This window comes from Nonomuraea sp. NPDC003727 (assembly GCF_053586935.1).
Map to the genome: position 1 here is coordinate 50,708 of NZ_JBSFNE010000023.1, position 11,596 is coordinate 62,303.

The following is an 11,596-nucleotide window of genomic DNA, read 5'->3' on the forward strand; positions in this document are numbered from 1 at the left end:
AGCGTCAACGCGCCGTGTCGGTTTCCGCACGATCACGACGGTGCCGACCCCTCCAGGGCCGACCGCGAAGGACGCCGGTAGGCCCGGCTGTGGTCCGCGCACAGGTACAGCGTGAGCCCTTCGGGCGTGGTCATGCGGGACAGGCCGCCCCAGACCCGCTCGGGATCGAGCCGGACGAGAAGAGCCTCCAGCGCCCGGACCACGGCCGCCCGGCCGGTCCGTCCGGAGTGACGGGTCGGCCGGGCGACCGCCGGGCTCACCGCACCTGGATGGTGGCGATCTCCCAGGCGCGCAGCGGCAGGCGGGCGGCGTCGACCGGCTCGCCCGGCCGGCCGCGCAGGTCGGCGCGGCGGGCCTCGGTGAAGTCGCCCTCGATCGTCGCCACCGTGTCCGCGCCCGACAGGGCGACCAGCCGCAGTTCCTTCCACTCGTCGCGGCGGCGCAGCGAGGTCATGACGACGCCCTCGCCCTTCACGGTGAGGCCCGTGCCCGGGGCGGGCAGGGACAGGTCCGCGGCACCGGTGCCGGGCACGGCCAGCACGTCGTGCCGGAACACCTCCGCCGCCCCCGGCACCGCCGCCCACGTCCCCGTGTACGGCATGAGCGCCAGCCTGACCGAGCGCGGCCCCCTCGACTGGGCGGCCGGGGTCGGCAGCTGCGGACCGGCGGGCTCCGGCCGCAGGGCGTTGCGGTTGCGGGACAGGTACCCGACCGAGCGCAGCAGCGTCAGAGCCAGCTCGTCGTCCACCAGCTCGTACTCGGTGACGTGCTCGAGGAGGGCGGCCACCCCGCCGGCGGCCACCCACGAGGAGGCGGGGAAGGTCGGCAGCGGGGTCTCGCCGCAGCCTCCCTCGGCCGTCGGAGCGCGTTCGACGACGGCGAACTGCCCCTCGGCGAAGGAGGCGGCGGCCGGCTCGGCCAGCGGCACATGCAGGCGGACCCGGTGGTCGGCGCAGCGGTTGTCGAACTCCACGTGCAGCCGGACGAACGGCTCGCCCGCCCGCAGCTCGACCCGGGTGGCGACGGTGACGTGCTCGACGGCCGCCGTGCGGGCGGCGGCGGGGAGCGGGTCGGCGGGCCCGTCGGCCTCGGTGACGTCGGTGCCTCTCGGCCAGGCGTAGCCGCGGTGGACGTCGAGGGCGGCGACCAGCGGGCCCGAGCAGACCAGGCTCACCTCCACCGACTCCGGCGCCAGGACCAGCAGGTCGGCGGCTGGCGGGGCGTGGTTGTAGGTGTCGCCCACGTCCCCGCCTTCGACGATCCGCGCGGCGCCGGCGATCGTCACGCCGTCGCGGCCGGTGAGGGTGAGCGTGCCGTCGGCGGCGACCTCCACGCGCAGCAGGCCGTTGTCCAGCACCTGACCCTCGGCCCGCACCCCGCGCGGTCCGGCGCCGGGGGCGGGGCTCCGCGACCCGGACGGGCGGCCGGGGCGGACGCTCGTGTGGCCGAGGGCGGGCGTGTCCACCAGCGCGGCGACGGTCCTGCGGGCCTCGGCGACGATGCGGACGCGGGTGACGGCGCCCTCCGCCTCCGCCAGCGCCGCGGCCACCTCCGCCACGTCGAAGGCCGCCGCCGGCTCGCGCGCGACCCTGAAGACCAGCACCCCGTCGGCGATCGACCAGCCGGTGATGTGCTGGCCGTACAGCTCGGTGCCGTGGATGAAGGTGAACGCCAGGCGCGGGTCCATCTCCTCGTCGAGCAGCAGCGTCGGGGCGTACTCCAGGGTCTGGGCGGGCACCGCCCTGCCCGCGGCGTCCACCAGCGGGTCGAGGCCCGCCACGTCCATCAGCACCACCCCGGTGCGCGGGAACGGCGAGGGGTTGACCACCAGGACCGCGCCCGAGGGCACGGCGGCGGCCAGGCGGGAGGTCACCATGTCGCGGACGGCCTGGCCGAGGTGCTCGGCCTCGGCGATGCGGGCCGCGACCTGCTGGGCGGTCTCGTCGACGCCGCACCCGGTGACCGAGTCGTGGCCGCTGGCGTCGATCAGCCGCCACCACGCCATGTCGAGGAAGCGCTCGGGCCACGACTCGCCCCAGAGCGCGGCCAGCGGCTCGGCGTAGCGCTCGACCATCCGCTCGGCCCTGCCCATCGCCTGCTTGACGTGGGCGCGCACCGAGATGACGCCGGGCAGGATGTTGGCGCGGGCGTGCGAGCGCAGCTCGCCGTGGACGCGGGGCAGCCCCTCGGTCCCCTGCGCGCCGATGTAGCCCGACAGCGTGTCCATGCGGGCGCCGAGCGAGGCCACCATCTCCGGCAGCCCGCGCACGGGGGCCGAGTGGTCGGTGCCGTACATCGCCAGCAACGGCTTGTCCTCGCCCTGCCATCGCCGCATGGTGGTGACGAACGTCTCGGCCCGCGCGAGCACCTGTCCCGGCGCCTCGAACAGGTGGGCCCCGTTGCCGTAGCCTCCGGCGGGCAGGTACTGGGCGCGGACCGCGGTGCCGTCGGGCGCGACCCACGCGAAGGCGTCGGTGACCACCGAGGCGGGCACCCCCCGGTAGACGCACGCCTGCGCCAGCCCGGCGAGGGCGAGGATCTGCGGCATCTGGGCGGTGTGGCCGAACATGTCGGGCAGGTAGCCGACCGGCATGGCGCCGCCGAGCTTGTCGGCCCGGTCCATGCCCAGTTCGAGGTTGCGGACGATGGTCTCGCCCGAGCACAGGAACTCGTCCAGCAGGATCTGCCACGGCCCGATCGCCAGCCGTCCCGCCTCGACCAGCGCGGCGATCCGGTCGCGGTTCTCCGGGCGCACCTCGAGGTAGTCGTCCACGCAGGCCAGCTGCCCGTCGAGGGTGAAGTGGTAGTCGGGCTCGCGTTCCATGGTGTCGAGCACCTCGTCCATGAGCGCGACCAGGCGCAACCTGAAGCGCTGGAACGGCTCGTACCACTCCCTGTCCCAGTGCGTGTGCGGGACGACGACGATCTCTTGGGTCACGCGCACAGCGCCATCACCTCGTTCTCGTGGGTTTCCAACCTGAACGGTCCGTCGCCCGCGGGCAGCACGACGCGGTCACCGCGGATGACCTGCCGCTCCCCCGAACGGCGCACCAGGACCAGCCCGTCGGCGTCGAGGGCCAGCAGCTCGTCGCCGAGCCTGAGCAGCAGCGGCCCGTCGGGCCCCGCCGAGACCGCGGTACGGCCCGCCCGCACGCCGTCGAGGACCGCGCCGGGCTCCTCGGCCAGCACCCACGTGGTGGGCGCGCCGGGCAGCCCGTCGGCGCCGTGGCGGTGGAAGTCGCTGCCGCCGATGACGATGACGTCGTCGCGCCAGGCCTGCGCCCACGCCAGCGGCGCGCCCCAGCGCCGGTCCCACCAGCCGGAGTGCCAGACCTCGACCACGCGCGGCCGCCGCGGCAGCGGGTGCAGCCACGCGCAGTCGCCGCCGAGCGGATGGTTGATCGACAGCAGCCCGCGCTCGCCCCAGGTGCCGGGCGGCCGGCGGAAGTCGACCCAGCCCACGTCGCCGAACACGTTGGCGTGGCCCCGGTCGGTGGTCACCTCCTGCCCGGGAATCAGCGTGATCTCCCGGACCTTGGCCAGGTGAGGGTGATGGCTGACGGTGTTGTGGTCGGTGACCGCCAGGAAGTCGAGCCCTCTGCCGGTGGCCAGCGCGGCCAGCTCCGCGACCGTCAGCGCGCCGTCGCTGTGCACGGTGTGGGCGTGGAAGTCGCCGGCGTACCACCGCAGGCCATCCACGTCGGGGATGTCGCGGCGCGGCGGCCGGACCGCGGGCGGCGGCTCCTCCTCCACCGGCCGCTGGGGCGCCCGCCGGTGGACCGTCACCTCCAGCGTGTACTCCAGCCCCTCCGGCGGCACCCGGTGCAGCCGCAGCCACACCTGCCACGCGCCGGGCTCGAGCTCGCCCGGCAGGTAGCCGGGCGTGGCCCAGTCACGGGTGATCGTGTACTCGTCGCGCGCGCCGCCCGACCAGCCGCGGAAGCCGTACGGCCCGGCGGCGCCCAGATCGAGCACCCCCTTGGACCGGTCGTAGCGCAACCCGACGGTCACCCCCTCGGCCCCCGCGGGCAGCTCGAAGGGCACCTCCCTCAGCATCCGCTCCAGCCGGTCGTCCAGGCTCCAGCGGCCGTGGATCAGCGTCATACCACGTTCCCATCGCGATAGATCAGCGCCCGGTCGCCCCTGGGCACCGCGAATCCTTCCGCACCGGGCGCCGGCTCGCTGCCTTCCGGCACGACGACCTGCACGAGCACGCCGCCGACCTCGAGCGTCACCAGGTGGACGGCGCCCAGGTTCTCCACGATCGCCACCTTTCCCCCGAAGGCGCCCTCGACGGGCTCGGCCGCGTAGGTCATGTACTCCGGCCGCACGCCGTAGACGATCTGCTCGCCGTCGGACAGCCGGCCCTCCGCCGAGGCGGGCACCGGCAGCTTGCACCCCGCGACCTCCAGCCGCTCTCCCCTGACGACGCCCTCCAGCAGGTTCATCGGGGTCGAGCCGATGAAAGCGGCGACGAAGGTGTTGGCCGGACGCTGGAACACCTCGGCCGGGGTGCCGATCTGCCTGATGTGCCCGTTCTCCATGACCGCCATCCGGTCGGCCATGGCCAGCGCCTCCGCCTGGTCGTGGGTGACGAAGACGGTGGTGACGCCGAGCTCGCGCTGCAGCTTCTTCAGGAACGTGCGGGCCTCGAGGCGGAGCCTGGCGTCCAGGTTGGACAGCGGCTCGTCGAACAGGAACGCCTGCGCCTGGGTGGCCATGACGCGGGCGAGGGCGACGCGCTGCTGCTGGCCGCCGGACAGCTGCCCGGGGCGGCGGTCCATGAGGTGGGCCAGGCCGAGCCGCTCGCCGACCTCGCGGGCCCGGCCGGCCCGGGTCGCCTTGGCGACCTTCTTGATGCGCAGCGGGTAGGCGATGTTGTCGGTGACGTCCATGTGGGGGAAGAGCGCGTAGTCCTGGAAGACCATCGCCACGTCGCGCCCGCCCGGCTGGACCCCGGTGACGTCGCGCTCGCCGATGACGACCGAGCCGTCCGTGGCGGTCTCCAGGCCCGCGATCGTCCGCAGGAGCGTCGTCTTGCCGCAGCCCGACGGGCCGAGCAGGGCGAAGAACTCGCCGTCGGGAATCACCAGGTCGAGCGAGTCGAGCGCCTTCACGCCGCCTGGGTAGACCTTGGTCAGGCCTCTGAGTTCGATCGCGGCCATCAGCGCTTGATCCCTCCGTGGAAGCGGAAGCCGTACTTCTTGCTGACGAACAGGTACATGAGCACCACCGGCACCGAGTAGAGCAGGCCGAAGGTGGACAGCAGCGGCAGGTTGGCCTGACCGCCCTCGGTGTAGAGGGTGAACATGATCACCGCGCCCGGCTGCTTCTCGATGTCGCTGAGCAGCAGGTAGGGCATCAGGAAGTTGCCCCACACGTTGGCGATGGACCAGACGGCGATCGTGGCCAGGCCCGGCCGTACCAGGGGGACGACCACATGGCCGACGATCTGCAGCGGCGAGGCGCCGAAGACCCGCGCCGACTCCTCGTAGGACTTCGGGGTGGAGTCCATGAAGTCCTTGAGCATGAAGACGGCCGCCGGCAGCAGGCCGCCGGTGAGGATGAGGATGAGGCCGAGCTGCGAGTCGATGAGGTCGAGCTCGACGGCCAGCTGGAACAGCGGCACCATCGCGGCCGTCCCCGTGATGATCGAGGACAGCAGCAACAGCGCGTAGAGCAGCGCGTCGCGTCCCGGCAGGCGCACGCGGCTGAGCGCGTAGGCCGCCAGCGCGGCCAGCAGCACGACCAGGACGGCGGTGCCCACCGCCAGCAGCAGCGAGTTGTAGAGGGAGCCGAGCGCGTACGGGTGCTCCAGGATCGCCGCGAAGTTGGCCACCGTGAAGTCGGGCAGCGAGACCTCGTAGGTCGGGTTCGAGGTGAACGGCGCGGCGGCCAGCCACAGCAGCGGCACGGTGAAGAAGGCCAGGAGCACGGCGATCAGCGTGTAGAAGCCGATCCGGCCGAGGACGAAGCGGGTCATGACCTCCTCCTGAGCAGCCGCAGGTAGAACACCGCCACGACCAGGTTGATCAGCAGGATGATCGTGGAGACGGCGGCGCCGAACCCGAGCTCGCCGCCCTTCAGCGCCACGTTGTAGACGTGGACGGCCAGCACCTCCGACCTGTGGTCGGGCCCTCCGGCGGTCAGCAGGAAGGGGGTGAAGTCGTTGAACGTCCAGAGGCTGATGAGCAGCAGGTTGGTCAGGATGTGGCCCCTGATGTGCGGGAAGACCACGTCGCACAGCTGCTGCCAGCCAGAGGCGCCGGCCAGCCTGGCGCTCTCCAGGTGCGAGGGCGGCACGTTGCCGAGCGCCGCGCCGTACAGCATCATCGAGAAGGCGGTGCCGCGCCAGGTGTTGAAGACGACGATGGACAGCATCGGGTGGTCGAGCAGCCAGGCGAAGCCTGGGATGCCGAGCAGCGCGTTGAGGGAGCCGCTGTCGCGGTCGAGCAGCGCGATCCACAGGAACGACACGACCGCGCCCGGCAGGATCCAGGCGAGGATGACCAGGCCCTCGACCACGCGCTTGAGCGGGCCGCGCCGGTCGCGCAGCAGCCAGGCGATGGTGAAGCCGAGCACGACCTGGCCGATGACCGCCGAACCGAGCACGAACTGCACCGTCAGCCAGGTGGAGTTCCAGAACCCGCCGTCGGAGACGGCCTTGACGAAGTTGTCGAGGCCGACGAACCGCGGCTCCGCGGCCGCCAGGCCGGTCAGGCGGTAGTTCGTCAGCCCCAGGTAGATGACCCACAGCGCGGGAAACACCAGGAACACCGCGATGAGCGCCATCGCGGGGGCGACGAACGCGACGGCCCTGGGCGTGCCCAGACCCGCCGCGTCCGCGCTGTACCGGGCCTTCTCAGGAAGAGACGTTGCCCGCGCCACCGACGAGTCCTTCGAGCTTCGACTGGTAGTCCGCGGCGGCCTGGTCGGGCGCCTTGCCGCCGACCACCTGCGCGGTGGCCTCCTGCAGCGCCGCCGACACCTGCGGGTAGACGGCCATGGGCGGCCGGTAGGCCGTCAGCGGGAGCACCTTCTCCGAGATGAACATCAGCAGGGGGTCGCTGGTGAGGATCTCCTTGTTGACGTCCGAACGCGGCGTGATGCGCACGTTCGCCTTGGTCTCCTCCTTCAGCGCCTCGGGCGACAGGGTGAAGGCGGCCAGCTCGAAAGCCTCCTTCGGATGGGCGCTGTTGGGGTTGACGGTCCGCAGCGCGCCGCCCGACATGCTGACGAAGTCCTGGCCGCGGATGCCCTTGCCCGGCTCCAGCGCCGGGATCATCGCGTAGCCGACCACCTGGTCGCGGTCGGCCATCTTGGCGACGCCGTCCTTGGGGTTGACCACGCCGCGCCAGAAGTAGTCGCCCTCCATCAGGATGCCGATCTTGCCGGCGGCGAACTCGGCGAACGACTTGTCCCTGCCCTTGGCCTCCTGCTGCAGCTTGGGATCGCCCAGTCCGCTACCGCCGTAGATCTTCTGGTAGAGGCCGAGGGCGTCCTTGAGCGGCTGGGAGGCGCCCGACCACTTGCCGTCCTTGTAGATCTCGCCGCCCGCTCCCGCCAGCAGTGGTAAGACGCCCTGCATGGAGGTCGCCTCGCCCATGGCGGTGCCCGCGTTGATCTGGAGGGGGGTGGGGACGCCCGCCGACTTCAGCTTGGCGCCCGCGTCGAGCACCTCCTGCCAGCTCTTGGGCTGCCAGTCCGCCGGCAGGCCCGCCTTCTGGAAGAGCGTCTTGTTGAAGTAGAGGACGCGGCCGTCGGTGCCGATCGGCAGCGCGTACTTCTTGGCGTTGTAGGTCGTCAGGCCCTGCACCGCCTCGGGGATCTGCGACCAGCCGTCCCAGGCGTCGGCCTCGGGGCCGACGACCTCCGACAGCGGCTTGATGTACCCGGCCTCGGCGAACTCCCCCGCCCAGATGCCGTCGATGTCGATGACATCGGCGCCCTTCCTGGACTTCAGGTCGAGGGCCAGCTTGGTCTTGTACTGCTCGTCGTCGACACCGCTGGGCACGAACGTGACCTTGACGTTCTTGCCCTTCGCCTTCTGCGCCGCCTCGAACTTGGGGATGACCCAGTTGGCGATGTGTTCGGCGGTCACGGCGTTCTTGCCGCCCGCGATGGAGTTCTGGGTGATCGTCAGCTCGATGGCGTCAGAGCCGGAGGACGACTGGCCGCACGCGGTGAGCGCCATCCCGGTCACGGTGAGCACCGCGACAGCGCCAATGGATCTTTTCACGCAACCCTCCGAGAGTGTCCGAAAAGCCTGGGCCAATATGTCATGACAACATCACGACGTAAAGACCTGGCAACATTCCGGCAACCTCTCGGTTTTGGACAGGCCCTTGGGGTGGGCAGGCGGTGCCGTTGGGTCGTTCCGGAACAGGAGAGACGCACGCCGATCCCGTTCCGGCGGGGCGCTCCCGGTCCGGCGCTGTCTCCCCCGGCGGCGGGGGTGCTCATGGGGAGGCGCCCGGTGATCATGGGCGGGCGTGGGGCTCGCGTGGCGACAGGGGCCCGGAGCACGGCCGAGAAGCACAGGGAGGCGTCGATGGGGCACTCGCGCGGGGCCCGATCACCGGCGGGGGCGTCTCGCGCCCGGGGTGCCGATCGGTGCTCGTCAGGGTGTGAGCGCCAGCTCCAGTTCGTGCGCGATCGGGATGCCGTCCGACACGGCAGGGATGGACGGCTTCAGCGCGCGGGCCCGCTCGACCGCGTTCCGGTGCAGGGCGACCAGGTCGAAGCCGCGACGCTGGTAGAAGCGCAGCGCGTGGGTGTTGTCGTTGGTGGTGACCAGCCACAACCTGGTCGCACCGGCCGCGCGCGCCGCCTGCCTGAGGGCGTCGAGGAGGGCGGTCGCCGCGCCCCTGCCGGGAATGACGGCGTCGAGCGTGACGACCTCCCACTCCCGGCCGCGCACCGCGTAGGTGACCAGCCCCGCCAGGGCGCCGTCGAGGTGGGCCAGCAGGCCGGGCAGTGAGCCGGCGTCCATGGCCTCGCCGTGGCCGACCACGATCGGGCCGCCCCAGCTGTCGGTGAGAACCCGCAGGACGACCTCGCGGTCGGCCGGACCGATCGGCCGGATCTCGAACGGCATGCCCGACACGCTAGCCGATCAGCGGCGCCTCCGGCTCGAGCACGCGGGCGTCGGCGGCGACGATCGGCGGGACGGGCGTGCCGCTGGAGCCGACCAGGCGCGGCCCCGCGGGGCCGTACACCTCGCGCGGCTCGGGGAAGGCGAACAGCAGGGCCAGGTACAGCACGGCGGCCGCCGCCAGGCCGAGCGGCAGCGAGACGTCCACGCCCCCGGCCAGGTCGCCGAGCGGGCCGACGAACTGTCCCGGCAGGTTGACGAACAGGATGGCCAGCGCCGCGGAGACGAGCCACGCGGTCATGCCGCGCCAGTTCCAGCCGTGGGTGAACCAGTAGCGGCCGCCGCGCTGGCGACGGTTGAAGACCTGCAGCGCCTCGGCGTCGTACCAGCCGCGGCGGGTGACGTAGCCGAGCATCATGATGACCATCCACGGCGCCGTGCAGGTGATGATCAGCGTGGCGAAGGTCGAGATGCTCTGGGTGAGGTTGGCGGCGAAACGGCCGACGAAGATGAAGCCGATCGACAGCGTGCCGATGAAGACCGTGGCCTGCACGCGGGAGAAGCGCGGGAAGACGCTGGAGAAGTCGAGGCCGGTGCCGTACAGGGCGGTGGTGCCCGTGGACATGCCGCCGATCAGCGCGATGAGGCAGACCGGCACGAAGTACCACGCGGGCGAGATGGCCAGCAGGCCGCCGACGTAGTTGGGCGCGGCCGGGTCGACGTACTGCGCGGCCTTGACCGCGATGACCGAGGCGGTGGCGAGGCCGAAGAAGAACGGCAGGATGGTGGCGATCTGCGACAGGAAGGCGGCGGCCATCACCCGCGAGCGGGGCGTCCCGGCGGGGATGTAGCGCGACCAGTCGCCGAGGAAGGCGCCGAACGAGACGGGGTTGGACAGCACGATCAGCGCCGCGCCGATGAACGAGGGCCAGAACAGCGGGTCGCCAGGGGCGATCGTGCCCGCGTAGGAGGGGTCGAAGTCGCCGGCGAAGGCGAAGGCGCCCAGCACGAACAGCAGCGACGCGGCCACCACGGCGATCTTGTTGACGAAGAGCATGAAGCGGAAGCCGTACACGCAGACGATCAGCACCAGGCTCGCGAACAGCGCGTAGGCGACGGCGTAGGCCGGTCCGCTCTCCGGCAGGCCCACCAGCCGGTGCGCGCCGCCGACCAGCGCGTCGCCCGAGGACCACACCGAGATGGAGAAGAAGGCGATCGCCGTCAGCAGCGACAGGAACGAGCCGACGACCCGGCCGTGGACGCCCAGGTGCGCCGAGGAGGAGACCGCGTTGTTGGTGCCGTTGATCGGGCCGAACAGCGACAGCGGGGCCAGGATCAGCGCGCCCACCACCAGGCCGAGCCCGGTGGCCGCCAGCCCCTGCCAGAACGACAGGCCGAACAGGATGGGGAAGGCGCCCAGCACGCAGGTGGCGAAGGTGTTGGCGCCGCCGAAGGCCAGCCTGAACAGGTCGACGGGACGGGCGGTGCGGTCGGCGTCGGGGATGCGGTCGACGCCGTGGGTCTCGATCTCGGTGATGCTTTCCCGGCGGCTCATGGCTTCTCCTTCATGGCCAGCAGGCTGATCAGGTCGTAGGCCACGTGGGAGGCGGCGACGGAGGTGATCTCGGCGTGGTCGTAGGCGGGGGCGACCTCGACCACGTCGGCCCCGATGAGGTTCGTGCCGGCCAGGCCGCGCAGGATCTCCAGCAGCTCGCGGCTGGTCAGGCCGCCCGCCTCCGGGGTGCCGGTGCCGGGCGCGTGCGCGGGGTCGAGCACGTCGATGTCGACGGAGACGTAGAGCGGACGGTCGCCGATGCGCTGGCGGAGGGCGTCGATGACCTCGTCGAGGCCGCGGCGCAGCACGTCGGCGGCGGTGACGATGCCGAAGCCGAGCCTGCGGTCCTCCTCGAGGTCGCGCTTGCCGTACAGGGGGCCGCGGATGCCGACGTGGCTGAGCGCCTCGGTGTCGAGGATCCCCTCCTCGACCGCCCTGCGGAACGGGGTGCCGTGGGTGTACTCCGCGCCGAAGTAGGTGTCCCAGGTGTCCAGGTGCGCGTCGAAGTGCAGCAGCGCCACCGGGCCGTGCTTGGCGGCGGCGGCGCGCAGCAGCGGCAGCGCGATCGTGTGGTCGCCGCCGATCGTGACCAGCCGGCTGTCGAAGGCCGAGGCGGCCTCCTGGATCGCCTCGACCGCCTCGCCGATGTTGAAGGGGTTGCAGGCGATGTCGCCCGCGTCGGCGACCTGCACCCGCTCGAAGGGCGAGACGTCGAGGCCAGGGTGGTACGGCCGCAGCAGCCGCGAGGCCTCCCTGACGGCGGCGGGACCGAAGCGGGCGCCCGGCCGGTAGGAGACGCCGCTGTCGAACGGCACGCCCACGACCGCGACGTCCGCGTGCTCGACCTCGTCGAGGCGGGGGAGGCGGGCGAAGGTGGCGAACCCGGCGAAGCGCGGGATCCTGGAGGAGTCGACGGGCCCCCTGGGCATGGCCTGTCCCCTTTCTCG

At 72.2% G+C, this 11,596-nt stretch carries 10 protein-coding genes; all 10 read right to left on the bottom strand.

Features of this window, described 5'->3' with window-relative positions; translation table 11 throughout:
* Positions 1-32: 32 nt before the first annotated feature.
* Positions 33-260: a hypothetical protein gene (locus ACWDLG_RS38395; RefSeq protein ID WP_449929499.1), complete on the bottom strand. Its 228-nt coding sequence runs from the start codon at positions 258-260 to the stop codon at positions 33-35.
* A complete protein-coding gene (locus tag ACWDLG_RS38400; protein ID WP_449929501.1) occupies positions 257-2,944 on the bottom strand; it encodes a glycoside hydrolase family 38 N-terminal domain-containing protein in 2,688 nt (895 codons plus the stop codon). The genes ACWDLG_RS38395 and ACWDLG_RS38400 overlap by 4 nt, the downstream gene beginning before the upstream one ends.
* Complete coding sequence (locus ACWDLG_RS38405) at positions 2,935-4,104, bottom strand: CehA/McbA family metallohydrolase (protein ID WP_449929503.1); 1,170 nt, start codon at positions 4,102-4,104, stop codon at positions 2,935-2,937. The genes ACWDLG_RS38400 and ACWDLG_RS38405 overlap by 10 nt, the downstream gene beginning before the upstream one ends.
* A complete protein-coding gene (locus ACWDLG_RS38410; protein WP_449929505.1) occupies positions 4,101-5,165 on the bottom strand; it encodes an ABC transporter ATP-binding protein in 1,065 nt (354 codons plus the stop codon). The genes ACWDLG_RS38405 and ACWDLG_RS38410 overlap by 4 nt, the downstream gene beginning before the upstream one ends.
* On the bottom strand, positions 5,165-5,983 hold the full coding sequence (locus ACWDLG_RS38415) for a carbohydrate ABC transporter permease (RefSeq protein ID WP_354920168.1): 819 nt from the start codon (positions 5,981-5,983) through the stop codon (positions 5,165-5,167). Before ACWDLG_RS38415 ends, ACWDLG_RS38410 begins: the two co-directional genes overlap by 1 nt.
* Positions 5,980-6,888 carry a carbohydrate ABC transporter permease gene (locus tag ACWDLG_RS38420; protein WP_449929507.1) on the bottom strand — a complete coding sequence of 303 codons (909 nt, stop codon included), beginning with the start codon at positions 6,886-6,888 and terminating at the stop codon, positions 5,980-5,982. Before ACWDLG_RS38420 ends, ACWDLG_RS38415 begins: the two co-directional genes overlap by 4 nt.
* The gene (locus tag ACWDLG_RS38425) at positions 6,863-8,239 is read right to left on the bottom strand and encodes an extracellular solute-binding protein (protein ID WP_449929509.1); all 1,377 of its coding nucleotides are present in this window, start codon (positions 8,237-8,239) and stop codon (positions 6,863-6,865) included. The genes ACWDLG_RS38420 and ACWDLG_RS38425 overlap by 26 nt, the downstream gene beginning before the upstream one ends.
* 381 nt (positions 8,240-8,620) lie before the next feature.
* Positions 8,621-9,097 carry a GNAT family N-acetyltransferase gene (locus ACWDLG_RS38430; RefSeq protein ID WP_449929511.1) on the bottom strand — a complete coding sequence of 159 codons (477 nt, stop codon included), beginning with the start codon at positions 9,095-9,097 and terminating at the stop codon, positions 8,621-8,623.
* Between the two features lie 10 nt (positions 9,098-9,107).
* The gene (locus tag ACWDLG_RS38435) at positions 9,108-10,649 is read right to left on the bottom strand and encodes a purine-cytosine permease family protein (protein WP_449929513.1); all 1,542 of its coding nucleotides are present in this window, start codon (positions 10,647-10,649) and stop codon (positions 9,108-9,110) included.
* The gene (gene speB, locus ACWDLG_RS38440; protein ID WP_449929515.1) at positions 10,646-11,578 is read right to left on the bottom strand and encodes an agmatinase; all 933 of its coding nucleotides are present in this window, start codon (positions 11,576-11,578) and stop codon (positions 10,646-10,648) included. The genes ACWDLG_RS38435 and speB overlap by 4 nt, the downstream gene beginning before the upstream one ends.
* Positions 11,579-11,596 lie beyond the last annotated feature (18 nt).